This is a genomic window from Acidovorax sp. AC410 (assembly GCF_979253235.1).
On the sequence record NZ_CEEDCG010000001.1, the window covers coordinates 3,568,879 to 3,594,547 of the forward strand.

The 25,669-nt window shown below is 68.4% G+C and carries 26 protein-coding genes; 12 read left to right on the forward strand and 14 right to left on the reverse strand.

The annotated features are described in order from the left end of the window. Positions 1-2: 2 nt before the first annotated feature. Positions 3-914 (reverse strand): DMT family transporter, encoded by a 912-nt coding sequence (locus AC0IZS_RS16595; protein ID WP_471636603.1) that lies wholly within the window; start codon positions 912-914, stop codon positions 3-5. Between the two features lie 126 nt (positions 915-1,040). Beyond that, a complete protein-coding gene (locus AC0IZS_RS16600) occupies positions 1,041-2,180 on the reverse strand; it encodes an aromatic ring-hydroxylating oxygenase subunit alpha (protein WP_471636604.1) in 1,140 nt (379 codons plus the stop codon). Positions 2,181-2,530: 350 nt separating this feature from the next. Between AC0IZS_RS16600 and xseB the strand changes: the two genes are divergently transcribed. From xseB to AC0IZS_RS16625, 5 genes are all read left to right on the forward strand, one after another. Next, positions 2,531-2,773 carry an exodeoxyribonuclease VII small subunit gene (xseB, locus tag AC0IZS_RS16605; protein WP_007853400.1) on the forward strand — a complete coding sequence of 81 codons (243 nt, stop codon included), beginning with the start codon at positions 2,531-2,533 and terminating at the stop codon, positions 2,771-2,773. Then, positions 2,770-3,717, forward strand: a complete 948-nt coding sequence (locus tag AC0IZS_RS16610; protein WP_471636605.1) for a polyprenyl synthetase family protein — start codon at positions 2,770-2,772, stop codon at positions 3,715-3,717. The genes xseB and AC0IZS_RS16610 overlap by 4 nt, the downstream gene beginning before the upstream one ends. A 111-nt stretch (positions 3,718-3,828) precedes the next feature. Beyond that, complete coding sequence (dxs, locus tag AC0IZS_RS16615; RefSeq protein WP_471636606.1) at positions 3,829-5,712, forward strand: 1-deoxy-D-xylulose-5-phosphate synthase; 1,884 nt, start codon at positions 3,829-3,831, stop codon at positions 5,710-5,712. 181 nt (positions 5,713-5,893) lie between these two features. Next, positions 5,894-6,976, forward strand: a complete 1,083-nt coding sequence (locus AC0IZS_RS16620; RefSeq protein ID WP_471636607.1) for a TRAP transporter substrate-binding protein — start codon at positions 5,894-5,896, stop codon at positions 6,974-6,976. A gap of 280 nt (positions 6,977-7,256) precedes the next feature. After that, entirely contained in the window at positions 7,257-8,339 is a 1,083-nt protein-coding gene (locus tag AC0IZS_RS16625; protein ID WP_471636608.1) for a TRAP transporter substrate-binding protein, read from the forward strand. 348 nt (positions 8,340-8,687) lie between these two features. On the opposite strand, the gene AC0IZS_RS16630 is transcribed toward AC0IZS_RS16625, so the two are convergent. The 4 genes from AC0IZS_RS16630 to AC0IZS_RS16645 all read right to left on the reverse strand — a co-directional run bounded on the left by AC0IZS_RS16630 (position 8,688) and on the right by AC0IZS_RS16645 (position 12,730). Continuing rightward, positions 8,688-9,182 (reverse strand): hypothetical protein, encoded by a 495-nt coding sequence (locus tag AC0IZS_RS16630; RefSeq protein WP_471636609.1) that lies wholly within the window; start codon positions 9,180-9,182, stop codon positions 8,688-8,690. A 26-nt stretch (positions 9,183-9,208) separates the two neighbouring features. Further along, positions 9,209-10,747, reverse strand: coding sequence for a TRAP transporter large permease (locus tag AC0IZS_RS16635; RefSeq protein WP_471636610.1), 1,539 nt, complete (start codon positions 10,745-10,747; stop codon positions 9,209-9,211). Positions 10,748-10,865: 118 nt separating this feature from the next. Further along, on the reverse strand, positions 10,866-11,405 hold the full coding sequence (locus AC0IZS_RS16640; RefSeq protein ID WP_471636611.1) for a TRAP transporter small permease subunit: 540 nt from the start codon (positions 11,403-11,405) through the stop codon (positions 10,866-10,868). Positions 11,406-11,617: 212 nt separating this feature from the next. Continuing rightward, positions 11,618-12,730, reverse strand: a complete 1,113-nt coding sequence (locus AC0IZS_RS16645; protein ID WP_471636612.1) for a substrate-binding domain-containing protein — start codon at positions 12,728-12,730, stop codon at positions 11,618-11,620. A gap of 49 nt (positions 12,731-12,779) precedes the next feature. Between AC0IZS_RS16645 and AC0IZS_RS16650 the strand changes: the two genes are divergently transcribed. From AC0IZS_RS16650 to AC0IZS_RS16665, 4 genes are read left to right on the forward strand one after another with little or no spacing between them, the layout of a single operon-like run. Then, the gene (locus AC0IZS_RS16650; RefSeq protein WP_471636613.1) at positions 12,780-13,517 is read left to right on the forward strand and encodes an ABC transporter permease; all 738 of its coding nucleotides are present in this window, start codon (positions 12,780-12,782) and stop codon (positions 13,515-13,517) included. Beyond that, entirely contained in the window at positions 13,514-14,263 is a 750-nt protein-coding gene (locus tag AC0IZS_RS16655; protein ID WP_471636614.1) for an ATP-binding cassette domain-containing protein, read from the forward strand. The genes AC0IZS_RS16650 and AC0IZS_RS16655 overlap by 4 nt, the downstream gene beginning before the upstream one ends. Continuing rightward, positions 14,260-15,096, forward strand: a complete 837-nt coding sequence (locus tag AC0IZS_RS16660) for an ABC transporter substrate-binding protein (protein WP_471636615.1) — start codon at positions 14,260-14,262, stop codon at positions 15,094-15,096. The genes AC0IZS_RS16655 and AC0IZS_RS16660 overlap by 4 nt, the downstream gene beginning before the upstream one ends. Positions 15,097-15,111: 15 nt before the next feature. Beyond that, positions 15,112-15,924 (forward strand): molybdate ABC transporter substrate-binding protein, encoded by an 813-nt coding sequence (locus AC0IZS_RS16665; protein ID WP_471636616.1) that lies wholly within the window; start codon positions 15,112-15,114, stop codon positions 15,922-15,924. Positions 15,925-15,931: 7 nt separating this feature from the next. Here AC0IZS_RS16665 and AC0IZS_RS16670 read toward each other — a convergent pair whose 3' ends face one another. From AC0IZS_RS16670 to modA, 7 genes are all read right to left on the reverse strand, one after another. Then, on the reverse strand, positions 15,932-16,411 hold the full coding sequence (locus AC0IZS_RS16670; RefSeq protein WP_471636617.1) for a DUF2269 family protein: 480 nt from the start codon (positions 16,409-16,411) through the stop codon (positions 15,932-15,934). Continuing rightward, complete coding sequence (locus tag AC0IZS_RS16675; RefSeq protein ID WP_471636618.1) at positions 16,408-16,776, reverse strand: DoxX-like family protein; 369 nt, start codon at positions 16,774-16,776, stop codon at positions 16,408-16,410. The genes AC0IZS_RS16670 and AC0IZS_RS16675 overlap by 4 nt, the downstream gene beginning before the upstream one ends. Then, the gene (locus AC0IZS_RS16680) at positions 16,773-17,912 is read right to left on the reverse strand and encodes a saccharopine dehydrogenase NADP-binding domain-containing protein (RefSeq protein WP_471636619.1); all 1,140 of its coding nucleotides are present in this window, start codon (positions 17,910-17,912) and stop codon (positions 16,773-16,775) included. The genes AC0IZS_RS16675 and AC0IZS_RS16680 overlap by 4 nt, the downstream gene beginning before the upstream one ends. Then, positions 17,909-19,612 carry an EAL domain-containing protein gene (locus tag AC0IZS_RS16685; protein ID WP_471636620.1) on the reverse strand — a complete coding sequence of 568 codons (1,704 nt, stop codon included), beginning with the start codon at positions 19,610-19,612 and terminating at the stop codon, positions 17,909-17,911. The genes AC0IZS_RS16680 and AC0IZS_RS16685 overlap by 4 nt, the downstream gene beginning before the upstream one ends. A gap of 92 nt (positions 19,613-19,704) precedes the next feature. Continuing rightward, a complete protein-coding gene (gene modC, locus AC0IZS_RS16690) occupies positions 19,705-20,796 on the reverse strand; it encodes a molybdenum ABC transporter ATP-binding protein (protein ID WP_471636621.1) in 1,092 nt (363 codons plus the stop codon). Further along, positions 20,796-21,476, reverse strand: a complete 681-nt coding sequence (gene modB, locus AC0IZS_RS16695; RefSeq protein ID WP_471636622.1) for a molybdate ABC transporter permease subunit — start codon at positions 21,474-21,476, stop codon at positions 20,796-20,798. The genes modC and modB overlap by 1 nt, the downstream gene beginning before the upstream one ends. Positions 21,477-21,518: 42 nt before the next feature. After that, positions 21,519-22,277 carry a molybdate ABC transporter substrate-binding protein gene (gene modA / locus AC0IZS_RS16700; RefSeq protein WP_471636623.1) on the reverse strand — a complete coding sequence of 253 codons (759 nt, stop codon included), beginning with the start codon at positions 22,275-22,277 and terminating at the stop codon, positions 21,519-21,521. A 111-nt stretch (positions 22,278-22,388) separates the two neighbouring features. Between modA and AC0IZS_RS16705 the strand changes: the two genes are divergently transcribed. Together AC0IZS_RS16705 and AC0IZS_RS16710 are read left to right on the forward strand one after the other, a co-directional pair. Then, positions 22,389-23,021 carry a LysE family translocator gene (locus tag AC0IZS_RS16705; protein ID WP_471636624.1) on the forward strand — a complete coding sequence of 211 codons (633 nt, stop codon included), beginning with the start codon at positions 22,389-22,391 and terminating at the stop codon, positions 23,019-23,021. 18 nt (positions 23,022-23,039) lie between these two features. Next, positions 23,040-23,816, forward strand: a complete 777-nt coding sequence (locus tag AC0IZS_RS16710; protein ID WP_471636625.1) for a TOBE domain-containing protein — start codon at positions 23,040-23,042, stop codon at positions 23,814-23,816. Between the two features lie 11 nt (positions 23,817-23,827). On the opposite strand, the gene AC0IZS_RS16715 is transcribed toward AC0IZS_RS16710, so the two are convergent. Then, entirely contained in the window at positions 23,828-24,973 is a 1,146-nt protein-coding gene (locus AC0IZS_RS16715; protein ID WP_471636626.1) for a helix-turn-helix domain-containing protein, read from the reverse strand. A gap of 202 nt (positions 24,974-25,175) precedes the next feature. On the opposite strand from AC0IZS_RS16715, the gene AC0IZS_RS16720 reads away from it, so the two are divergent. Continuing rightward, positions 25,176-25,646, forward strand: a complete 471-nt coding sequence (locus AC0IZS_RS16720; protein WP_057201248.1) for a (2Fe-2S)-binding protein — start codon at positions 25,176-25,178, stop codon at positions 25,644-25,646. The last annotated feature ends 23 nt before the right edge of the window (positions 25,647-25,669 follow it).

Genomic DNA, 25,669 nt, shown 5'->3' on the forward strand with positions numbered 1-25,669 from the left:
TATCAATGTTCCTCGGCGGGGGTTCCCGGTGCGGCGCGGGCGCGCAGCACGGTGGCGGCGATGCCGCTGCCGACGATGAGGACCATGCCCGCCCAGGCGATGGGCGGCAGCACATCACCGAACAGCGTCACGCTGTAGATCGCCGCGAAGACGATGCCCGAGTACTGCAGGTTGGCCACCACCAGGGTGCCGCGCTGTGTCTTGGCGCTGGCGTAGGCGCGGGTCATGCACAGCTGGCCGCCGGCGGCCAGGATGCCGATGGGCAGCAGCCACAGCGCCTGCCAGCCCGGCCACACCGAGGTGCCGGTGAACAGCAGGGCCAGGCCGCCGGCCACTGCCGAGCCCAGCGCGAAATAGAACACCGTGCGCGACTCGGGCTCGCCCAGGCGCGACAGGGCCACCACCTGCATGTAGGCAAACGCGGCCGACAGGCCGGACATCAGCCCGATCATGCCGGCGAAGGCCTGGTTCTGGTCGAGGCTGGGGCGCAGCATCATCACCACGCCGACGAAGCCGGTGAGCACGGTGACGATCAGCGTGCCCTGCAGTGCCGGGCGCGGCGTGGCGGCCGAGGGGCGCCATGCCAGCAGCGTGCCGCCGACCAGGAAGGCGGCGATCCAGACGCTGCTCATGTAGTTGAGGGTCATGGCCGTGGCCAGCGGCAGGTGGGCGATGGCATAGAACCAGGCACCCAGCGAGACCACGCCCACCGAACTGCGCCAGGCATGCATGCCCGGGTAGGCCGTGCCCAGCGAGACTTTCTGCGAGCGTGCCAGCAGCCACAGGATGCCCATGCCGATGATGCCCCGGTAGCAGACCAGCTCGGCCGCATTGAAATGGGCCGAGGCGATCTTCACGCACACCCCCATGCTCGCAAAGAGGAACGCGGCCAACACCATCCAGAGGGCTTGCATGGGGAAATGGAACTCGAAAGTGAAAATAGCTGCCGTGCTTGCCAAACAAGCACTGGCAGCTATTGTAATGAGAGCGTTTCGGGCAATTGCCGCTATTCGGCGGCGTTTACCTTGCTGTTCGGTTTTTCAACGCTGGGGGACTGCCTCGCCCATGGCGTTGCGGTACCACTCGTGGAAGTGCTGCATGCCGTCCTCCATGGGGCTCTGGTAAGGGCCCACTTCGTTGTCGCCGCGCGCCAGCAGGGCCTTGCGGCCAGCATCCATGCGCTCACCGATCTCGTCGTCCTCGATGCAGGTCTCCATGTAGGCGGCCTTCTGCGCCTCGACGAACTCGCGCTCGAAGGCGGCGATCTCTTCGGGGTAGTAGAACTCCACCATGTTCAGCGTCTTGGTCGGGCTGATGGGGTGCAGCGTGGACACGGTGAGCACGTGCGGGTACCACTCCACCATGATGTGCGGGTACAGCGTGAGCCAGATGGCGCCGTGCTTGGGTGGCTTGCCGCCGCGGAAGGCGAGCAGGGCCTCGTGCCAGCGTTCGTACACGGGGCTGCCGGCCTTGCCCAGGCGGTTGGCCACGCCCACGGTCTGCACCGAGTAGTTCTTGCCGAACTCCCAGCGCAGGTCGTCGCAGGTCACGAAGCTGCCCAGGCCCGGGTGGAAGGGCCCCACGTGGTAGTCCTCCAGGTAGACCTCGATGAAGGTCTTCCAGTTGTAGTTGCACTCGTGCAACTCCACGTGGTCGAGCACGTAGCCGCCGAAGTCCAGGTCGGCGCGCGGGCCCATCTGGGCCAGGTCGGCTGCCACGTCGTAGCCGTTGTCCTCGAACAAAAGGCCGTTCCACTCGCGCAGCGGGTAGTTGTTGAGGTTCAGGCAGGGGTCGTCGGCAAAGTGCGGCGCGCCCAGCAGCTCGCCCTTGGGGCTGTAGGTCCAGCGGTGCAGCGGGCACACGATGTTGCCGCCCGCGCTGCCCTTTTGCTGGGTGTGCAGCGAGCCGCGGCCCTTGAGCATGACCGCCTGGCGGTGGCGGCAGACGTTGGAGACGAGCTCCACCCCGCCCTGGGCATTGCGCACCAGAGCGCGGCCCCCGGCCTCGTGGGGCAGGGTGTGGTAGTCGCCGGCATGGGGAACGGACAGTTGGTGCCCCACATAGCGGGGCCCGCGCTGGAAGATGGTGTCCAGCTCGCGCTGGAACAGCGCCTGGTCAAAATAGCTTGAAACTGGTAGTTGGCTTGCGGCCTGCTGCAGTTGAAGACTTAAATCAGACATGGATGACCTGACCTAAAGACTCCCCACAGGGAGGTGTGCCATGCTTGGCACATCTGGAAAAAAGAAACCGGCGCATAGGCCGGCTGGACGAGAATGGGATTATAGCCAATGGGGTTATTCCCCGCCGCCATTCCCGCACCCCCCCTGCGTGTATTGGCAAGCGGGCTGCGGCCCGCGCCCGGATGGGGCAGTGTTCGTACCGCCGGTGTCCCGCTTGCGTGGGCCCGTGGGTGCTGCCCGTCTTTACCGGCTGCGCTCTCCAAACCGGGGACCTGTGCGCAGGGGCGCCATGCGCTGGGCCTAAAATCAGCGGTTTTTCCATTCGCGGTGCTTGTCCACCGCCTCCTCCCATGCCCAAGGCCCCCGCCACCGCCGCGCCCCCTGCAGAACCTGCCAGCTACGAAGCTGCGCTGGAAGAACTGGAGCAGCTCGTGGGCCGGATCGAGTCGGGCCAACTGCCCCTGGACCAGATGCTCGCGGGCTACCAGCGTGGCGCAGCGCTGCTGGCCTTCTGCCGCAAGCGGCTGGATGCCGTACAGGACCAGATCAAGGTGCTGGACGAAGGCGGCCTGCACGCCTGGACGCCCGAATGAGCGCGGCGCCCGTGGTGAATTCCCCCCTCGACCTGGCTTCCTGGAGCCAGCGGCACCTGGCCCGTGTCGAAGACGCCCTGTCCCGCTGGGTGGGCGAGGGCGCGCCGGCCGGCCTGGGCGAGGCCATGCGCTACGCGGTGCTCGACGGCGGCAAGCGCCTGCGCCCGCTGCTGGTGCTGGCAGCCGAGGAGGCCGTGTGCAGTGGTGTCGCCCTGCGCGAAGCCGCCTCGCGCGCCCAGTCTGACGAAGCGGCCCTGCGCGCCGCGTGCGCCGTCGAGCTGATCCATGCCTATTCCCTGGTGCATGACGACATGCCGTGCATGGACAACGATGTGCTGCGCCGGGGCAAGCCCACGGTGCATGTGCAGTTCGGCGAGGCCCAGGCCCTGTTGGCCGGTGACGCGCTGCAGGCCTTCGCCTTCGAGCTGCTCACCCCCGATGATGGCAGCGTGCCCCCGGCGACGCAGGCCACCCTGTGCCGGCTGCTGGCGCGCGCGGCCGGTTCGGCCGGCATGGCGGGCGGCCAGGCCATCGACCTTGCCAGCGTGGGCGTGGCCCTCACCGAAGACCAGTTGCGCCACATGCACCGCCTCAAGACCGGCGCGCTGCTGCAAGGCAGCGTGATGATGGGTGTGGCCTGCGGCCCGGCGGATGCGCAGGCGCACGAGGCCCTGTCCGATTACGGCGCCGTCATGGGCCTGGCCTTCCAGGTGGTGGACGACATCCTCGACGTGGTGGCCGATTCCGCCACGCTGGGCAAGACCGCCGGCAAGGATGCCGCGAGCGACAAGCCGACCTATGTGTCGCTGCTGGGCCTGGCACCCGCGCAGGCCTATGCCCGCGAGCTGCAGGTGCAGGCCCACGCCGCCCTGGCGCGCAGCGGCCTGGCCGATACGCGCGCGCTCGCCGCACTGGCCGACATGGTGGTGGACCGCACGCATTGATGGCTGCGGCTGCACTCCCCGCGTCCGTTGATACGATGCACCCAGACCAGGTGCCCACCGGGGGCTGTCTCTTGCCCAGTGAGCACTGATCGATCCGAAAAAGAATTGCCAATGTCCACGACCTCCTATCCCCTGCTGCAGAACGTGAACGACCCGTCGGACCTGCGCGCCATGCCGCGGGCCGACCTCAAGGCACTGGCCACCGAGCTGCGCGCCTTCGTGCTCGAAAGCGTGTCGCAGACGGGCGGGCACCTGAGCTCCAACCTGGGCACGGTGGAGCTCACCGTGGCCCTGCACCACGTCTTCAACACGCCCGAAGACCGGCTGGTGTGGGACGTGGGCCACCAGACCTACCCGCACAAGATCCTCACCGGTCGGCGCGACCGTATGCACACGCTGCGTCAGATGGGCGGCATCTCGGGCTTTCCGCAGCGTGCCGAGAGCCCGTACGACACCTTCGGCACGGCGCATTCCAGCACCAGCATCTCGGCCGCGCTGGGCATGGCGCTGGCGGCCAAGGTCAAGGGCGAGAACCGCCATGCCGTGGCCATCATCGGCGATGGTGCCATGACGGCCGGCATGGCCTTCGAGGCGCTGAACAACGGCGGCGTGGCCGATGCCAACCTGCTGGTGGTGCTCAACGACAACGACATGAGCATCAGCCCGCCCGTGGGTGCGCTCAACCGCTACCTGGCCCAGCTCATGAGTGGCCAGTTCTACGCGGCCGCCAAGAACATGGGCAAGACCGTGCTGCGCCCGGTGCCGCCCCTGCTGGAGCTGGCCAAGCGTTTCGAGCAGCAGGCCAAGGGCATGGTGGTGCCGGCCACGCTGTTCGAGAAGTTCGGCTTCAACTACATCGGGCCCATCGACGGCCACGACCTCGATTCGCTGATCCCCACGCTCGAGAACATCAAGAGCCTCAAGGGCCCGCAGTTCCTGCACGTGGTCACCAAGAAGGGCCAGGGCTACAAGCTGGCCGAGGCCGACCCCGTGGCCTACCATGGTCCGGGCAAGTTCGACCCGGCCGTGGGCCTGGTCAAGGGCACGGCCAGCCCCAAGCAGACCTTCACCCAGGTGTTCGGCCAGTGGCTGTGCGACATGGGTGCTCAGGACCAGCGCCTGGTCGGCATCACCCCCGCCATGCGCGAGGGCTCGGGCATGGTGGAGTTCGAAAAGCGCTTTCCCGAGCGCTACTACGATGTGGGCATCGCCGAGCAGCATGCCGTCACCTTCGCGGCTGGCATGGCCTGCGAGGGCCTGAAGCCCGTGGTGGCCATCTACTCGACCTTCCTGCAGCGCGGCTACGACCAGTTGATCCACGACGTGGCGCTGCAGAACCTGCCCGTGGTGTTCGCGCTCGACCGCGCTGGCCTGGTGGGGGCCGATGGCGCCACCCACGCGGGCGCCTACGACATTCCCTTTGTGCGCTGCATCCCGAACATGAGCATGGCCTGCCCGGCCGACGAGCGCGAGTGCCGCCAGTTGCTCAGCACCGCCTTTGCGCAGGACCATCCGGTGGCCGTGCGCTACCCGCGCGGCAGTGGTGCCGGCGTGGCACCACTGGCCGGGCTCGAAAGCCTGCCCTTCGGCAAGGGCGAGATCCGCCGCGAGCGCAAGTCCGCTGTGGGCGAGGCCGGCCCGCGCATCGCCATCCTGGCCTTCGGCACGCTGCTGTACCCCGCGCTCGAAGCGGCCGAGGCGCTCGACGCCACGGTGGCCAACATGCGCTGGGCCAAGCCCATCGACGTGGAGCTGCTGCGCGACGTGGCCGAGCGCCATGACGTGCTGGTCACGGTCGAAGAAGGCGCCACCATGGGGGGCGCCGGCAGCGCCGTGACCGAGGCACTGAACGCCGCGGGCATCGTGCGCCCGGTGCTGCAGCTGGGCCTGCCCGACCTGTTCATCGAGCACGGCGACCCGGCCAAGCTGCTGTCGCTGCAGGGCCTGGATGCGGCAGGCATCGAACGCGCGGTGCGCGCGCGCTTCCTGGCCTGACCTGGCCGACAGAGGCAGCGCTGCGAGGGCATAGGTCCACGCGCCTGCCGAAAACCCGCACAGCGGGCCGGCGTGTCACCTCCTACAATGCAGGCGCGCTGCAAGGATCTGCACGCGCACCCCCTTCCTGCGCAGCGCTCGCTGCCGCCCCCACCCCCCGCGGAAACAGGAGACACGCTGTATGGATCGCCGTTCGCTCATCACGCACACCGGCCTGGCGGGTGTACTGGCTGCGGGCGCCGCACCAGCCGTGCATGCGCAGGCCACGCTGCGGTGGCGGATCGCATCGAGTTTCCCCCGGTCCTCGGACAATATCTTTGGTGGCGCAGAGGTGTTCGCACGGGCCGTGCGCATTCTCTCCAACGGCAAGTTCGAGATTTCCGTGCATGGTGGCGGCGAACTGATGCCGGCCTTCGAGGTGGTCGATGGCGTGCAGAGCGGCACGGTGGAGATGTGCCATGCCGTACCCTACTACTTCTACGACAAGAACCCCGCATTCGCTCTGGGATGCACGGTGCCCTTCGGCTTCAATGCCCGGCAAATGAGCGCCTGGATGCTGCACGGCAATGGCCGCAAACTCATGAACGAGTTCTATGCCGGCTTCAACATAGTGAGTTTTGCCTGCGGCAACACCGGCACGCAGATGGGCGGCTGGTACCTGCGCGAGGTCAGGACCCCGGCCGACTTCAAGGGCCTCAAGATCCGCGTGGGCAGCGGCCTGGTGGCCGAGGTCATGGCGCGGCTGGGTGCCATTCCGCAGAGCCTGCCGGGGGGCGACATCTACCAGGCGCTGCAAAAGGGCAGCATTGATGCGGCCGAGTGGATCGGCCCCTACGACGACCAGAAGCTGGGCTTCAACAAGGTGGCGCCGTACTACTACTACCCCGGCTGGTGGGAGGGCGGGCCCGAGGTTGACCTGTACGTGAACAAAAAGGCCTACAACACGCTCTCACCCGAGTACAAGTTCATCATCGAGGCGGCGACCTCGATTGCGCACACCGACATGCTGGCCCGCTACGACGCGCTCAATCCCAATGCACTCAAGCAACTGGTGGCCGCCAAGACCCGGGTGCTGCCGTACTCGCAAGCGATCCTGGACTCCGCTTTCCGCGCCTCGATGGAGACCTTTGCGCAGAACGATGCGAAGAGCCCCGAGTGGAAGAAGATCTATGCGGACATGCGCAAATTCCAGCGCGACCAGATCCTGTGGTTCCGATTTGCGGAGGCACGTTTCGACAGTTTCATGTCGGATCAGAAGATCTAACTTCCGCAGTCGCTGTGCGCCAGCCCGCCATAGGGGCGCCACCCGTGCGGCGGGCAGTGCCTGGCTTGGGTCCGCGCCGTTTTCGATGGCCTGGCGTTCAGATCGGGGACCGATGCTTGCAGAACCCTGAAGCCCTCATCCAGAGGGCGGGATTTCACGGGAAAACCCGCAAATCCACAGGGGGGCATGTTCCTACAATCAATCGGGCTAGAAGGTTCTTGGCCGCGGGCGACCCGCCTGCATGCCAGGGTGTGCAATCACAAGTATTCGGAGAGAACTCATGGATCGTCGTTCAATCATCAAGCATGCCGGTATTGCCGGTGTCCTCGCCGCCGGTGTGGCACCGGCCGTGCATGCGCAGGCCGCCGTGCGCTGGCGCCTGGCATCGAGCTTCCCCAAGCCCCTGGACACCATCTACGGCGGTGCCGAAGTGTTTGCCAACGCGGTCAAGGCCATGTCGGGCGGCAAGTTCGAAATCTCCGTGCATGCCGGCGGCGAGCTGATGCCCGCCTTCGGCGTGGTGGACGGCGTGCAGCAAGGCTCCGTGGAAGCCTGCCACACCGTGCCTTACTACTTCTATGGCAAGAACCCCGCGTTCGCCATCGGTTCGGCCATTCCCTTCGGCATGAACGCACGCCAGATGAATGCCTGGATGATGCACGGCAACGGCCGCAAGCTCATGGACGAGTTCTATGCCACCTACGGCATGATCAGCTTTGCCGGCGGCAACACGGGCACCCAGATGGGTGGCTGGTTCCGCAAGGAAATCAAGTCGGTCGCCGACCTCAAGGGCCTGAAGATGCGCCTGGGTGGCGGTCTGGTCGGTGACGTGATGACCAAGCTGGGTGTGGTTCCTCAGAGCCTGCCAGGCGGCGAAATCTACCAGGCGCTCGAAAAGGGCACCATCGATGCCGCCGAGTGGGTGGGTCCGTACGACGACCAGAAGCTGGGCTTCAACAAGGTTGCGCCTCACTACTACTACCCTGGCTGGTGGGAAGGCGGTCCTGAGGTGGACTTCTACATCAACAAGAAGGCCTTCGACGCACTCACGCCTGAAAACAAGGCCATCGTGCAGGCTGCATCGGCCCAGGCCGCATCGGACATGCTGGCCAAGTACGACGCTCGCAACCCCGTGGCCTTGAAGCAGCTGATCGGCGCCAAGATCAAGCTCCTGCCTTTCACCAAGGACGTGCTCGACGCCTCGTTCAAGGCATCGCAAGAGGTGTATGCCGAGAACGACGCCAAGAGCCCCGAGTGGAAGAAGATCTTCGCCGACTTCCGTGCCTTCCAGCGCGACCAGGTGGCATGGTTCCGCGTGGCCGAAAGCCGTTTCGACAGCTACATGCAGACCGTCAAGCTCTGATACGGCCCTGGCCCGTCATTGCCCACAAACCGCGCCTCGGCGCGGTTTTTTTATGGTGCTGACGGGGGCCTGTTGCCAGCTGACAAGGGGCGGCGCTTCTCGGTCCGGTTCAGTCCAGCGCGGGCTCGGGTCTTGGCGATTTCCCCTCGCAGGTGCCAGCAGGGTGGTGGGTGCAGCCAGGCCTTCGCAGTGCCATGCAGGGCTGGCGACTCTAGCCAGGAGCGTGCGCGAGAGAGGGAGCATCGGCTGCGCACGCTCCTGGTGGTCGGCCATCGCCGGATTGCATGGGCTACAAACACCCAAGAAAAAACCGCGCCAGGGCGCGGTTTGAGTGGGGAGGGCAGGCGCTCAGAAGCTGCGGAAGGCCTTGAGTTCGGCGCTGACGCGCTCGAACTCCTGGATCAGCTCCGGCGTGGCGCCGTAGAACACGGTGAACTTGCCGGCCAGTGTGCGCACGTACAGGCGCGGGGCGATGAGCCAGCCCAGGCCACGCACGCGGATCAGCTTGGCGTAGGCCAGGTCGTCGAAGGGCAGGGCCTTGTCCCATACCCAGCGCTGGTGCAGGCCGTCCTTGCTGATGCGTGTGCGGCTGACCATGATGCTCCACCAGGTCCAGGCCATCAGCACCAGGCCGGCGATGAACCAGCCCGCGCCGGTGCTCACCCCGGTGCTGGAGCCCAGGGCGCCGCGCGTCCACAACTGGGCGAACCAGATGGCGCAGCCACCCACGATCACCGTGGCCAGGGCGCGAAAGGTCGGCGAGAAGGCCGATCCAGCCACCTCACCGCCTTGCGGGGTGAAGCGAAACGGCTCCGGCATGGACATGGGGGTCTGGTTCAGCATGGACAGGGTCGCCATTTCTTGCGTTCTCACTGCTTGGCGTCGGAGCCCGCAGGCGCCGCTGCCGGTGCGGCATCCGAGGCCGCCGGAGCGGGGTCGCCGAACGGATTCTCACCAGCGCCCGAGGAGTTGGGTTCGGAGTTCATCAGGTCGTCCGCGGGCACCTCTATCTGCACCTTGTCGGTGTCGATGACCTCGGCCTTGGGCAGGAACATGGTCACCGTCTGGGGCACGAAGATCACGATGGTCACCAGCAGCAGCTGCATGATCACCCAGGGGATGGCGCCCATGTAGATGTCGCTCGACAGGATGGGCTTGGGAATGCGCCCCTCCTTGAACAGGGTATTGGAAATCCCGCGCAGGTAGAACAGTGCGAAGCCGAAGGGCGGGTGCATGAAGCTGGTCTGCATGTTCACGCACAGCAGCACGCCGAACCAGATCAGGTCGATGCCCAGCTTGTCGGCCACCGGGCCGAGCATGGGCAGGATGATGAAGGCGATCTCGAAGAAATCGAGGAAGAACGCCAGGAAGAAGATGAACAGGTTCACCGCGATCAGGAAGCCGATCTGCCCGCCGGGCAGGCCCGACAGCATGTGCTCCACCCACTTGGCGCCGTCCACGCCCTGGAACACCATCGAGAACACGCGCGCGCCGATCAGGATGAACACCACCATGGCCGTCAGGCGCATGGTGCCCTGCATGGCCTCCCACATCAGGGCCAAGGTCAGGCGCTTGTGGATGGCCGCCAGGACCATGGCGCCCACCACGCCCATGGCGCCGGCCTCGGTCGGCGTGGCGATGGCGGTGTCGATGCCGGGCAGGCCGCCCATGGAGCCGAGCACGGCAAAGATCAGCAGCGCCGAAGGGATGATGCCGCGCAGGCACTTGAGCCACAGCTTGGCGCCAGACATCGTGCGCGCGTCTTTCGGAATGCCGGGGATGTAGTGGGGCTTGAACACGCCCAGCATGAAGGTGTAGCCTGCGAAGATCAGCACCTGCAGGATGGAGGGGCCCCAGGCGCCACGGTACATGTCGCCCACCGAGCGGCCGAGCTGGTCGGCCATGACGATCAGCACCAGCGATGGCGGCACCAGCTGCGTGATGGTGCCCGAGGCCGCCAGCACGCCGGTGGCGTAGCGCATGTTGTAGCCATAGCGCACCATCACGGGCAGCGAGATCAGCGCCATCGCGATCACCTGGCCAGCCACGGTGCCGGTGATGGCGCCCAGGATGAAGCCCACGATGATCACCGAGTAGCCCAGGCCGCCGCGCACGGTGCCGAACAGCTGGCCCATGGAGTCGAGCATGTCCTCCGCCAGGCCGCACTTTTCGAGGATGGCGCCCATGAAGGTGAAGAACGGAATCGCCAGCAGCAGTTCGTTGCTCAGGATGCCGAAGATGTTGATCGGCAGGTTGGACATGAAGACGGCCGGGAACCAGCCCATCTCGATGGCGAAGAAGCCCGAAGCCAGCCCGAGAGCGGCCAGGGAGAAGGCGACGGGGAAGCCGATCAGCATCACCAGCACCAGCCCCGCGAACATGATCGGGGCAAAGTTTTCCATATGCATTTTGTTGTTCCTGAGTATCCGGGAATGAAGGCGCAGTCGGGGCGCTAGCGGGCGGGGCGGGCCGGCGGGCTGCGCAGGGAGGACTGCCGTGTCACGATGGGGTGTTCATCGGCCCCGGTTATTGCACCGGCTTTTCATAGTGGGTGTTCATCTGGTAGATGCCGCGCAGGTGGGCCACCCGCTTGACGATCTCGGAGACACCTTGCAGGAACATCAGGCCAAAGCCCACCGGCAACAGCAGCAGGGCGGGCCAGCGGATCAGGCCGCCCGAGTTGCCGGACATTTCACCGGAGACGAAGCCGCGCAGGAAGAAGGGCCAGCTCAGGTAGGCGATGAGCCCCATGGCCGGCAGCAGGAACAGCGCCAGGCCCATGATGTCCACATACACCTGCTTGTTGCCGCGCAGCTTGCCGTAGATGATGTCCACGCGCACGTGTTCGTTCATGTACAGCACGAAGGGCGCGCCCATCATCACGGTGGCGGCAAACAGGTACCACTGGATCTCCAGCCAGGCGTTGGAGCTGTAGTCAAGACCGTAGCGGACGAAGGCATTGCCCGCCGAAATCATGGCCGCCGCAAGCACGGTCCATGTTGCCACCTTGCTGAGCTGGCTGGAGATCCAGTCCATGCCCAAAGCCAATTTGAGAAGTGCTGACACCTTGTGTCTCCTGGGGTTTTGAAAAGAGCGCAGACGCACCCGAAGCGCTGCCGGGTGTCTGAAAGTAACGCGGATGGTACCCCCTGGGCGCTGAATAAAGCCTGACGCGCGGGGATAGGGTTTTCCTCAGTCACCCCGTGCCAGGCCTTGCCGCTGCTGGGATTGCCGCAGGGATGGCCCCGGCTGCGCGGGCTGCCTGCGGGGCTTTCTTGTCAGGTCCGCGCAGGCTTGGGCCGGGCGAACTGCCACCAGGGCAGCACGGCACTCATGGAAAGCACCTCGCCGCAGTGCATGGGGGCATAGCCGGGCAGCGCCGCCATCTGCGCCTGCCAGGCGGCGGTCTGCAGCAGGTCGCGCAGCGCCTGGGTGGCCGGCTGCTCCAGCGTGGATTTCAGGCAGGCCAGGTGGTAGCGCTCCTGCACCAGCGGCACGAAGCCCAGGCCCCGGGCATGGGCCGCCAGTTCGATACCCACGCCCACGTCGGCCGCGCCCGCAGCCACCGCCTGGGCCACGGCGGTGTGCGAGGGCTCGTAGTGTGCATAGCCCTGCAGGTCACCGGGGCCGAGGCCCGATTGCACCAGCAGGTCGTCCAGCAGCACCCGCGTGCCCGTGCCCAGGGGGCGGTTCACGAAGCGCACGCCCTGGCGGGCCACGTCGGCCAGCGTCTGCAGGCCCAGCGGGTTGCCACGCGCCACGATCAGCCCCTGGGTGCGCTGGGCAAAGCCGATGATCTTGTGGTGCCCCGGTCGCAGCAGCGGCTTGTAGGTGCGGGCGGCCAGCGAACCGGCGGCGGGGGCCTCGCGGGTGTGGAAGCCGGCAATCGTGCAGCGGCCCTCGTTGAGCGCGCGGATCGCGTCCACGCTGCCGGTGAAGCGGATATCGAGGTGCAGCGCGCCGGTTTCGCCCGGCGTGGCGGCGTAGGCACGCAGCGCGGCCAGGGCATCGTCATGGCTGGCATACATGGTGAGCACATGCGCCTGGTCGTCGAAGGCCACGGCGAACGCGCGCTCCAGGTCGGCGTGCAGGGCGGCGATCTGCGGTGCCAGCCGGGCCTGGGCCTGGCGCTCGGCCCACAGCAGCTTGGCGCCGAACTCGCTGAGCTGCGCGGACTGCCCCTTGCCCCAGATGATCAATTCACCGCCCAATTGCTCCTCCCAGCGCTTGAGGGCGCCCCAGACATGGCGGTAGGACAGCTGCAGCGCGCGCGCCGCACCCGAGATGGATCCCTGCTCGGCCACCGCCTGCAGCAGTTCGGGCAGGGGATTGCGGATCTGGGTGTCGCCCGCATCGCGGCTGAGTGTGTAGTGAAGTTGGACCCTATGCACGGACGTTCATATCGCTGGAGAAGGAGGAGGTCCATACGATAGCCCAAGCATGTCCACCCTGACGCAAAGCGCCGCCACCGCCCTTGAACTGACCTTGTCGGGGGATCCGGCGTTGTGGACCATCGTCGGCCGGTCCCTGTCGGTCAGCGCCACGGCCTGCGCGCTGGCCTGTGCCGCAGGACTGGTGCTCGGGGCCTGGCTGGGCGTGGCCCGGTTCGCAGGCCGCAGCGCGGTGCTGGCGGTGCTCAACACCCTGCTCGCCGTGCCCTCGGTGGTGGTGGGGCTGGTGGTCTACCTGCTGCTCTCGCGCAGCGGCCCGTTCGGCGCCCTGGGCTGGCTGTTCAGCTTCAAGGCCATGGTGCTGGCCCAGGCCATCCTGGTGCTGCCGGTGGTCACCGCGCTCACGCGCCAGGTGGTGGAAGACGCCGAGCGCGCCCATGGCGAGCAGTTGCGTTCGCTGGGCGCGGGCACGCTGCTGCGCAGCCTGCTCTTGGCCTGGGATGAGCGCTATGCGCTGCTCACGGTGCTGATCGCCTCGTTCGGGCGCGCCATCTCCGAGGTGGGCGCGGTGATGATCGTGGGCGGCAACATCGATGGATTCACCCGCGTCATGACCACGGCCATCGCGCTGGAGACCAGCAAGGGCGACCTGCCCCTGGCCCTGGCGCTGGGCCTGGTGCTGCTGGGCGTGGTGCTGGCGCTCAACGTGCTGATCGCCCTGCTGCGCCGCTGGCGCGAGCGGGTCGATGGCGGCGCCTCCGACGCCTTGGTAGGGGTGGCGGCATGAGGCACCCGGAGCCCCTTCCCGTGGCCTTGCCCGCGCTGTCCCTGCTCTTCGAGCTGAACGGACTGGCCGTGCGCTACGGGCGCGTGCAGGCGCTGGCCGACATCGACCTGCGCATTGCCCCCGGCGAGCGCGTGGCCCTGGTGGGCGCCAATGGCAGTGGCAAGAGCACCCTGCTGCGCGTGCTGCACGGCCTGGTGGCGCCCAGTGCCGGCCAAGTGCAGCGCGACGCCACGCAGCGCCAGGCCATGCTGTTCCAGCGCCCGCACATGCTGCGCACAAGTGCGCTGAACAATGTGGCGCTGGCGCTGTGGCTGCGCGGCACGCACTGGCGCGACGCGCGGGCCCAGGCCCTGGCGGCACTGCGGCGCGTGGGGCTCGAATCCATCGCCCTGCAGAACGCGCGCACCCTCTCGGGTGGCCAGCAGCAGCGCGTGGCGCTGGCCCGGGCCTGGGCCCTGCGGCCCGGCGTGCTGCTGCTCGACGAGCCCACCGCCAGCCTGGACCCGCATGCCAAGCGCGAGGTCGAGGGCCTGATGGCCGACCTGGCAGCCAGCCCTGCGGATGGCAGCGCACAGGCAGTGAGCATGGTGTTCAGCAGCCACAACCTGGGCCAGGTCAAGCGGTTGGCCAGCCGCGTGGTCTACCTGGAGCAGGGCCGCATCGTGGCCGACCTGCCAGTGCATGAGTTTTTCAACGGCCCCCTGCCGGAGGCCGCGCGTTTGTTCGTCAAAGGAGAAATCGGATGAGACAGCACAAGACCACCCCACGCAGCCACCTCCCGTTCGCGCCCCATGTGGTCGCGCTGGCCATCGTCCTTGCGCACGGCGCGGCATCGGCGCAGGCCCACATCACCATGGCGTCCACCACGTCCACCGAGCAGTCGGGCCTGTTCGGCTACCTGCTGCCCGAGTTCAAGAAGGCCAGCGGCATCGACATCAAGGTGGTGGCCCTGGGCACCGGCCAGGCGCTGGACATGGCGCGCCGCGGCGATGCCGACCTGCTCTTCGTGCACGACCAGGTGGCCGAGGAGAAGTTCGTGGCCGATGGCTGGGGCGTCAAGCGCTACCCGGTGATGTACAACGACTTCATCCTCGTGGGCCCCAAGGCAGACCCGGCAGGCACGCAGGGCAAGGACATCGTCGAGGCCCTGAAGAAGCTGGCCACCGGAAATGTCGCCTTCATCTCGCGCGGTGACAAGAGCGGCACGCACGCCGCCGAGCTGCGCTACTGGAAGCTGGCGGGCGCCGAGGCGGCCAAGGGCAGCGGCTACAAGGAGTGCGGCTGCGGCATGGGCCCGGCGCTGAACATCGCCGCCTCCAGCGGCGCCTACGTGCTGGCCGACCGGGGCACCTGGCTGAACTTCAAGAACCGCGCCGACATGGTGGTGCTGGTGGAGGGTGACACGCGCCTGTTCAACCAGTACGGCGTGATGGTGGTCAACCCGGCCAAGCACCCCCAGGTCAAGGTGCCGGACGCGCAGAAGTTCGTGGACTGGGTGGTATCGCCTGGCGGACAGGCCAGCATCGCCGGTTACAAGATCGGCGGCGAGCAGCTGTTCTTCCCCAACGCCGGCAAGTAGGGGTGGGCCCGCGCCATGCACCGCTGGATACCCACGGCCCTGGTGGCAGGGGCCATACTGGCCATGGCGGGTTGCGCTAGCCCGCCCGCGGCGCACGCGCCAGCGCTGCAGGTCTATGCCGCAGGCAGCCTGCGCGAGGTGTTCACCGAAGTGGCCGCCGCGCACCAGGCGCGCACCGGCCAGCCGGTGGAACTGAGCTTCGGCGCCTCGGGTCTGCTGCGCGAGCGCATCGAGCAGGGCGCGCCGGCCCAGGTGTTCGCCTCGGCCGATACGCAGCACCCGGCGCGCCTGGCGGCCCGGGGCGGCTGGCAGGCGCCCGTGGTGTTCGTGCGCAACGGCCTGTGTGCGCTGGCTGGCGAGCAGGTGCAGGTGGCTTCCACCACGCTGCTGGCGACGCTGCTGCGGCCCGATATCCGGGTGGGCACCTCCACACCCCTCGCCGACCCGTCGGGCGACTATGCCTGGGAGCTGTTCCGCCGTGCCGAGGCGGTGCAGCCGGGGGCCTTCGCGGTGCTGGACGCCAAGGCATTGCAGCTCACGGGCGGTGCCCACTCGCCCAAGTCGCCTGCAGGGCGCGGCACCTATGCCTGGGTCATGGACCAGGGGCAGGCCGATGTCTTCCTGACCTACTGCACCAACGCCATCGCCAGCCAGCGGGAACTGCCGCGTCTGCAGGTGGTGCAGGTACCCCCTGAACTGCAGGTGGGCGCAGCCTACGGCGTGGCGGTGCGTTCGGACGCACCGCCCGCCGCCCATGCATTCGTGCAGGCCCTGCTCTCGGAACCGGCCCAGGCGGTGTTCCGACGGATGGGCTTTGCGGCACCCTGACCGGCGTTCAGAATTCCAGAGAGGGCTTGGCCACCATGAGGTAGAACACCACGGCCATGGCCACGAAGGCCGGGTAGCCCAGCGCCTCCCACCAGCGGGCATAGCGCCAGTAGGTGGCGGGCAGGGCATCGCTGCCGGCGTCAAGCGCCTGCTGGGCCAGGGCGCGCATGCGCAGCTGCAGCCACACCACGGGCAGCCAGCACAGGCCCGCCAGCACGAACAGCGCCAGCGAGACGGCCAGCCAGGGGGTGGACAGCGGCAGCCCTGCCATGTGTACCATGGCCAGCCCGGTGGCGGGCTGGATGAACACCGTGGGCGTGGTGAACCACCAGTCCGCCCGCACCACCAGCCGCGACACCACGGCCTGGGCCTGCAGGTTGCCGCTGCGGTTGGCAAAGAACATGTAGTAGGCCGAGCCCAGGCCCGTGCCCACCAGCAGCACGCTGGAGACGATGTGGATCCACTTGAGGGTCAGGTACAGGCTCATGGCTTGGCGTCGCGCAGCAGCACGATCAGGATGGCGGCGATCGGCAGGTTCTTGGTCAGCGGGCCGAAGGGGTGCAGCCACCACCCGGGCTCGATGGCGGTGGCCAGCAGCGTCATCACCCCCATCAGCAGCAGCGCCACGGCATAGGCCGCGCGGCCGGGCCGGAACGCAATCCACAGGCCCACCAGCGCATCGGCGACGGCACCGCAGAGTATCAGCGCGGTGGTGAGCTGCGGGCTGTTGAAGGGCAGGGTGGACAGCAACTGGCGGCTTTGCCCGTCGAGTTCCCAGACGCTGGCGACCGCGGTGGCCAGCCAGACGAAGACCAGGCTGTAGCGCAGCAGGCGGCGGTGCGCTTCGCTCATGGGGCTGTGGCCTCTTCCACCACATCCGTCACCATGCCCCATTTCGCGAATTCGGGCGCGAAGGCCGCCAGCGGCAGCAGGCTGGTACTGGTGTGGGCACCCAGGGGAAGGGGCGGCAAGGCCTGGCCTCGGGCGAGCTGGCGTGCCAGCAGGATGGCGGCCATGCACGGGATCTCGGGGCCGTGGTCGTTGTCGGCGGCAATGTGCCAGGCGCGGTGGTGTGCGGCGCCCTCTGCATCGGCACCGGCCACACGCACCACCATGCCGCCCAGCGGCGTGCCCAAAAAGTCGAACACCCAGCCGGTGTGGTGCATGAGCCCAGCCAGGCGCTCGGGGCGGCGCAGCAGGCCCCAGGCGCGCAGTGCGGCGATGGCGGCAAAGGCCCGCTGGGCCAGGCCCACCTCGAGCGCGGCGCGAAAGCTCACGCGCTGCGTGACCCGGTAGTGGGCGGGCAGCAGTTCCAGGTCGGGGATGTCGCACACCGCCGCCAGGCGCGGGCGCAGGCGCTGGAACTGCACAGGGGTGGGCGCTGCCCAGCCGAGCCGGTTTTGCCAGCGGCCTTGCTCCCACACGGCAATGGCTTCGCCGCAGTAGCTGAGCACGGCCGCCAGAGTGGCCTGGCCGCGCGGCGCGCGCTGGGCCGGTGCGATGCAGATGTCGATGCTGTCGATGCGCTGCCAGCCGGCGCACAGGTGGTCCACCACGGCCGAGGACAGCGCCGGCACGGTGCTGGCGCCGCAAACCGCCGTGCGCCCCGCCGCCGTGAACCGGTCGTGCAGCGCCGCCGGGAAGTCGCAGACAAAGCGGCGCCCGTCGGCCAGGTCGATGTAGTGCGCGCCGGCTTCGGCAGCCGCCTCGGCCACCGAATAGCCCTGGGCCTGGAAGGGCCCTGCCGTGTGGACCACCAGGCCCACGCCGAGCGCCCGCAATGCCTGCACCAGGCCGGGCGCGCTGTGGTCCAGCGCCACGCCCTGGGCGCCCGGGCCCAGCGTGGCTGCCAGGGCCTGGGCCTGGGCGGCGCTGCGGCCGGCCACCAGCAGGTGGATGCTGGGGTCGCCGGCCAGTGCGCGGCAGATACGTGCGCCAAAGTTGCCATAGCCCCCCAGCACCAGGGCGGTCAGCGCAGCGGTGCTCATTGGCTGGCCCCCTGGGGCTGCTGCATCCAGGCGGCAGCTGTGGGCGTGGGGGCGTGGGGTTCGGGGGAGTCGCTCGTGCCCGCCTGGGCACGCAGTGTGGCCAGGTGCTGGGGCCACTGGGCCTGGTTCCAGCCGGGCACGTCAGCGGCCGGCATGGGTCTGCAAAAGACATAGCCCTGGATGGTGGGCAGGCCGCAGGCCGCCAGGGTCTGCAGCTCGGCCGGGGTCTCGACCCCTTCCACCACCACCGACAGGCCGAATTCGCTGGCCAGCGCCCCCACATGCCGCAGCATCGACTGGCGCCGCGGGTCCTGGGCCAGCTGGCGCACGAACAGGCGGTCGCACTTGATGCCGGCAATCGGCAGGTCGGCCAGCATGCCCAGCGAGGAATAGCCCGCGCCGAAGTCGTCCATCAGCACGCCCACGCCGATGGCCTGCAGGCGGCGTATGGAGTCGAGCATGCGCGGGCCGCTGGCGATCAGGGCGTGTTCGGTCAGCTCCAGCTTGAGAGCGCTTCCGGGCAGGGCATGGCGCGCGAGCTCGGCCTGCAGCCAGGGCGCAAAGTCTTCTTCGAGCAGGGTGGCCGGCGCCACGTTCACGCTGAACTTCGCGCCTGCCATGCCTTCGCCACGCCATCGGCAGGCGCAGCCCATGGCGTTGACCAGGATCAGCCGGTCCACCAGGGGAGTCTTGCCCTGCAGTTCGCAGACCAGCAGGAAGGCCTCGGGGTGGATGGCGCCGAGCAGCTCGCTGCGCACGCGCAGCAGCGCCTCGAACTGCACCTCGCCGCGGTCGAGGTCGGCAATCGGCTGGAAGTGCAGGGCCAGTTGGTCGGGCTGCAGCAGCAGGGGCAACTGGTCCGCGATCAGCGACAGCTGGATGTCTCCTTCGGGCGGGCGCACTTCATAGCTGGAGGTGCGCATCAGCGACAGGCCGCGGCGCAGCAATTGCTGGCGCGCCTGGTCAAAGCGCATGTTGCTCAACTGCTCTGTGGCAATGGCCATGCCGAACAGCAGCACGATCACCAGCAGCGCCACCCCGTCGGTGGGCGCGGCGCTGTCGTGCCATTCCAGGGGAAAGGTGTTCACCAGCAGCCAGTGCAGCACCAGGATGGCGGCGCCGGCCAGGAGCTTGTCCTGCCAGGTCTGGGGAGTGTAGATGCGCGTCAAGGCCCTCATCTTGGCCGCGCGGTGGCGTATGGAGGTGTAGACGGCGATGCCCATGGCCGTGGCCAGGGCCAGCACGATGGCCGGGCCGTTCACCCGCGCATAGCTCGATACATAGCCTTCGGAGATCGTGAAGTGCGCGGTCAACATGCCCAGCGACAGCCCGGCCCCCGCCAGCACGATGCGCGCCTTGCTGGTGCTGGTGCTCAGTGTGGGAACGGTCAGCCGCGCGCTCAGCGCCATGATGACCAGGCCGGTGAGCGCCGGCACCAGGCCCAGCGTATGGCCGGCCAGCTCGGCATACATGAGCATGCCGACCACGTCCAGCGCCCACACGATGCAGCCGATGCACAGGGCGGCATGCGAGGCGCTGATGCGCCGGCTCGACGGGTCGATGGCGAAGGCCGTGTGCTCCACGAGACGCTGGCACACATGCACGACCAGCGAGGCGAAGATCCAGAACAGCAGGCTGTGAAGCAGCGGTGGAAAGCCCACTGCGAACGCCTGCGTGGCGTCATGCCCGATTGAAAACATTCTTTCCCTTCCCCCCAAATCTTGGGCGGTCATCATACGACCTGCCGATGGCGAGGCCTGGGGGATTGTCCGTGACGAAAGGCCCTCGGAGATCAGTTCACGATGGCAACGCCCTTGACCTGGGCGTACACGCGTTGGCCCGGCTCCAGCGCCAGGGCCACGGCCGAGCGCTGGGTCACCCGCGCCAGCAGCCGCGTGGGGCCGGCATCGAGCGCCACCATGCACTGCCCGGGGCTGTCTTCGCTGACCTGCACCACCGTGGCGGGCAGGATGTTGAGGATGCTGGTATCCACCTGCTCGGCCAAGGTCAGGCTCACATCACGCGCCTGGATGCGCAGGCGCACCGCCCCACCGGCCGGTCGCTCGGTGGGGCTGGCCAGCAGCAGCTGGCCGCCGGGGAACTGCACGGTGGTGATGTGGTCGTGCGCATCGTGGCGCAGCACCGTGCCCTCAACCACCGAGGCAGCCGCGTCCCCATGCGCCAGCGGCAGGTCCAGCCGCACCAGCATGTCTTCGGTGCGCCCACTGGCCAGCACCCGGCCGTCCTGCATCAGCACCATGTGCGCGGCCAGGCGCGCCACCTCGTCGATGGCGTGGCTCACATAGAGCACCGGTATGTCCAGCGCCTGGTGCAGCCGTTCCAGGTAGGGCAGCACCTCGGCCTTGCGCTGGGTATCGAGCGCGGCCAGGGGCTCGTCCATCAGCAGCACGCGCGGGCCGGTGGCCAGGGCCCGGGCCATGGCCACGCGCTGGCGCTCGCCGCCCGAGAGGGCATGGGGCTTGCGGTCCATCAGGTGGGCGATGCCCAGCAGCTCCACCGCCTGGTCCAGTGCCACGGTGTGCTGCCGCTCCCGGGGCGTGCGCTTGCGGCCGTAGTCGATGTTGCCGCGCACGCTCAGGTGGTCGAACAGGCTGGCCTCCTGGAACACGTAGCCCAGCGCGCGCTGGTGCGTGGGCCGCCAGATGCGCTGCGCATCGTCCTGCCAGACCTCGCCGTTGACCACCACGCGGCCCGGTTGCGCGCGCACCAGCCCCGCGATGGCGCGCAGGCTGGTGGTCTTGCCGCAACCCGAGGGGCCGAACAGGGCGGTGACGCCGCGCCCCGGCAATTGCAGGTCCACATCGAGCGTGAAGCCGCCGGGGCGGGCGAGCACCAGGCGTGCGGCAATCTGGTCGTCGGCCATCACGACACCATGGACGCGCGGCGGCGCGTGAGGTTCAGCCCCAGCAACACCAGGAAGGAGAACAGCACCATGCCGCCCGCCAGCCAGTGCGCCTGTGTGTATTCGAGCGCTTCCACATGGTCATAGATCTGCACCGAGACCACGCGCGTCACGCCCGGGATGTTGCCGCCCAGCATGAGCACCACGCCGAACTCGCCCACCGTGTGCGCAAAGCTCAGGATGGCCGCGGTGATGAAGCCCGGGCGCGCCAGCGGCAGCGCCACGGTGAAAAAGCGGTCCAGCGGCCCGGCGCCCAGCGTGGCCGCGGCTTCGAGCGGCCGGCTGCCGATGGCCTCGAACGCCGCCTGCAGCGGCTGCACCGCGAACGGCAGCGAATAGATCAGCGAACCCGCCACCAGCCCCCAGAAGGTGAAGGGCAGGGCGCCAATGCCCAGCCACTGCGTGAACTGCCCGATGGGCCCGTTGGGCCCCATGGTCACCAGCAGGTAGAAACCGATCACCGTGGGCGGCAGCACCAGCGGCAGTGCCACCACCGCCGACACCGGCCCGCGCCAGCGCGAGGGCGTGTGCGCCAGCCACCAGGCCAGTGGCGTACACAGCACCAGCAGCAGCGCCATGGTGGTGCCCGCCAGCCGCAGCGTGAGGCCGATGGCCGCAAGATCGGCGCTGGAAAAAGGCATGGGTGGTTGAGTCGGTCTTATGTATTTGAAAGCAGTCGCGCGTCAGAAACTATAGCCGTAGGACTTGATGATGGTTCTGGCTTTCTCGCCTTTGAGGTACTGCATCAATGCGATGGCCGCTGCATTGCCCTTGCCGGTTTCCAGCAGCGCCGCATCCTGGCGGATCGGCTCGTGCATCTCGGCCGGTACCTGCCAGGCCGAGCCCTGGGCGATCTTGCCGTCCACCATCACCTGCGACAGGGCCACGAAGCCCAGTGGCGCATTGCCCGTGGCCACGAACTGGTAGGTCTGCGCAATGTTCTCGCCCTGCACGAAGCGCGGCTGCAGCGTGGCGGTCAGTCCGAGCTTGTCCATCACCTGCGTGGCGGCCAGGCCATAGGGGGCCAGCTTGGGGTTGGCGATGGCGATGTGCTTGAAGTCGCCGGTCTTGAGCACGGCGCCCCTGTCGTCCACGTAGCCCTCCTTGGCGCTCCACAGCACCAGCGTGCCGATGGCATAGGTGAAGCGCGAGTTGGCCACCACCTTGCCCTCGCGCTCCAGCTTGGCCGGCGTGGTGTCGTCGGCCGACAGCAAAATCTGGAACGGCGCGCCGTGGGTGATCTGCGCATAGAACTTGCCCGTGGCGCCGAACGACAACTCGGCCTTGTGACCCGTGTCGGCCTCGAACGCGGCGGCGATCTTCTGCATGGGCGCCGTGAAGTTGGCGGCCACGGCCACCGAGACCTGCCCGGCATGGGCCGTGGCAGCGGCAGCCAGGGCCAGGCCGAGAAGGGAGAGAAGGCGGGCGGCGGGCATCTGCATGGCGGTAGGGCGCGCAAGCGCTATTCAGTGATGGAATAGCGAAAGTATAGAAGCACTGCCCCGATGCCGCCCGGAAAGGACTTTCGGGGCGGCACACCCTACACTGTGGCCATGATGTTCCCTCCCGAAATCCTCGCCGCCTACCTTGCCGCCGTGATCATCGTGGTCTTTGCGCCGGGGCCCGACAACATCCTGGCGATCAGCCGGGGCCTGAGCCAGGGGCGTCTGGCGGCCACGCTGTCGTCCATCGGCGCGGGCCTGGGCATCATGGTGCATACCGTGGCGGCCACGCTGGGGCTCACGCTGATCGTGCAGGCGTCGCCGCTGGCCTTCTGGGCCGTCAAGATCGCGGGCGCCGCCTATCTGCTGTACCTGGGCTTCAAGGCGCTGACCTCGGGCAACCTGATCTCGTTCACGCCGGCCGCGCGCCAGCCATTGGCCAAGGTGTTCGGCGTGGGCCTGTTCTCCAACGTGCTCAACCCCAAGCCGGGGCTGTTCGTGCTGGCCTTCATCCCCCAGTTCGTGGATGCCGCACGCGGCCCGGTGGCCACGCAGATGCTGGTGTACGGCGCCATCTTCGCGGTGCTCACGGCCCTCATTTTCTCGGTGCTGGGCAGTTGCGCGGCGCAGCTCTCGGGCTGGCTGGCGCGGCGCCCGCGCGCCACGAAGTGGCTCAACACCGGCGCCGGCATCACCTTCATCGCCTCGGGCATCTCGGTGCTGGCGCTGGGCAATCGGCGCTAGGCACAGCATCCCCGCGCGATGCCCGGCAGCCCTTGCGTTTCGTTCGCCGGTGCGCTCAGCCATGACATGGCCGACAAGCGCATCGCCATCCTGCGCGAGATCGGCGCGGGCGGCTCCATCTCGCAGGCCGCGCGCGCCGTGGGCGTGAGCTACAAGGCCGCCTGGCAGGCGCTCGACACCCTGACCAACCTGGCGGGCACGTCCCTGGTGGACCGCGCCGTAGGGGGGGCCGGCGGCGGTGGTGCACAACTGACCGATGCCGGCCATCAGCTGCTGGCCGCCGCCGATGCCATGGCACAGGCGCGCAGCGCCGTGCTTGCTCGCTGGGAGGGCCGGGCAGGCCCGGCGGCAGCACGCCTGGCGGTGCGCACCAGCATGCGCAACCAGTGGCCCTGCACCGTGCAGCGGCTTGAAATACTGGGCCAGATCGTGCGCGTTCACCTGGGCCGTGGCGGGGATGCCGACGCCTTCCTCTGCGCCCGCATCACCCGCGAAAGCGCCGAGCTGCTGGGCCTGGCTCCGGGCCTGATGGTGCAGGCCCTGTGCAAGGCCACGGCGGTGCGGGTGGAGCGCGCCGGGTCCGACTTGCCGTTGGCCGAGCCCGGTTTCTGCCGGCTGCCAGCCAAGGCCGTGCGCGTGGTGCGCGGCGAAACGGGCGACGAGGTGTCTGCCGAGCTGGAAGTCGGTATCCAGATGGTGGGCTTTGCCGTGCCCGACAGCGGCCTGCGCGCTGGCAGCCGGGTGCTGCTGGTGGTCGAAGACAACGCCGTCGTGATCGCGCTGGCGCAGGGCTGAGCGAATCCCCCTCAGTGCCCCTTGGGCGTACCGAGCTTGCGGTAGACGGTCGCCCGGCTGATGCCCAGCGCGCGCGCCGCCTCGGCGACGTTGCCGCGCGCCTCCTGCACGGCCTGGCGGATCAGGGCGGTTTCCGCCTCGCGCAAGGGGGCCGTGTAGGGTGTTGCCGCGGTGGCGGCCCGGTGCGGTACGGCGGGCTGCACGAGCGAGCCGGTGTGCTGCGCAGGCAGCGCCAGGCCCTGCAGGCGCAGGCCCGACCACAAGGGCAGGTCGAGCGGCGCCGCGCGGCGGTGCAGCGCGGCGTCGAACAGCAGGGGCCAGGGCAGGGCCAGCAGGTCGCTGCAGTGCGGGCGGCTGCCTGGTGCGCGCAGCGGCTGCGGCACGAGCTGGCGTGCCATGGCATTGCTGCCCAGCACATGGCCGTCGCTGTCCAGCGCCATCAGGCCGTCGCTCTCGCTGCCCAGCGTGCTGCCGGGCCAGTTCAGGCGCAGCAGCACCGCGTACGGCAGTTGCAGCAGCAGCGCGTCCTCGATGGCGCGGGCCGAGCGGGCCACCAGGTGGCGCAGCTCGGGGCGCTCGGGAACGTCAACACCCGTCAGGTCCAGCATGCCGATGCACTGGCCCTCGGGGCTGAACAGCGGGGCGCCCGCGCAGCTGTAGCTGCCGTTGCCGTCAAAGAAATGCTCGCCCCGGTGCAGCCATACCGGCTGCAGTTCGGCCAGGGCCGCGCCGATGGCCGTGGTGCCCACGGCGCTCTCCGACAGGTCGATGCCCACGCGGCCGATGGCGCGCACGCGGGCATCGTGCGGGTCCAGCGCACCCTGCACGTCCAGCACCACGCCGCGCACATCGGTCAGCACCGCGAAATAGCGCATGCTGGCGATGGCCCGCGTGAGCTGGGCCAGCACCGGGCGCGCGGCCTGGAGCAGGGGGTGGTGCTGTTCGGCCAGTCGCCGCAGGGCCGGTGCGCTTACCAGGTCGAACGCCACCTGCTGGCCCGGGCGCTGGCCGCCGGCCAGGCAGCGCTGCCAGGAGCGCACGATCCAGGGCTCGATGCCCAGCGCGGCTGGCACCTGGCCCTGGCTGAGCAGGGCAGCGCGCGCCTGTGTGATCAGGGCCTGGCGCTCGGCGGGCGGGGACAGGGCGGCGGAAAGCATGGGGACTCCCGGGGAGGTGCTGGCTGGCGGCGGTGGCTGGCACTCCGCATGATGCGCGGGTGTGCGCTGCAACATGTTTCATTTTGAGAATATCCGCCGCAGCGCGCCATGAATCTAGGGTTGACCCTAGGAATCGGGCCCCGTGCCCAGCCCAAGATGCGGCTTGCAGATCCAGCCAACACCCTCCCGAGGAGACAGCCAGATGCAAGTCCAGTTCACGGTCAACGGCCGCGCGGCCAGCGTTGACGTTCCCCCCAACACCCTCCTGGTCCACGCGCTGCGAGAGCACCTGCTGCTCACCGGCACCCATGTGGGCTGCGACACCAGCCAGTGCGGCGCCTGCACGGTGCATGTCAACGGCCGGGCCGTCAAATCCTGCGCCATGCTGGCCGTGCAGGCCCAGGGCGCCGAGGTGCAGACCATCGAGGGCCTGGCCGCGCCCGACGGCACCATGCACCCCATGCAGGCGGCCTTCAAGGAGTGCCACGGCCTGCAGTGCGGCTTTTGCACACCAGGCATGGTGATGAGCGCCGTGGACCTGTGCAAGAACCATCCCCAGGCCAGCGAGGGCGAGATCCGTGAGCTGCTGGAGGGCAATATCTGCCGCTGCACCGGCTACCAGAACATCGTGCGAGCCGTCCAGCACGGCCAAAAAGCCATGGCGTCGGCCTGAGCCCCCGTCCAGACCTCACACAC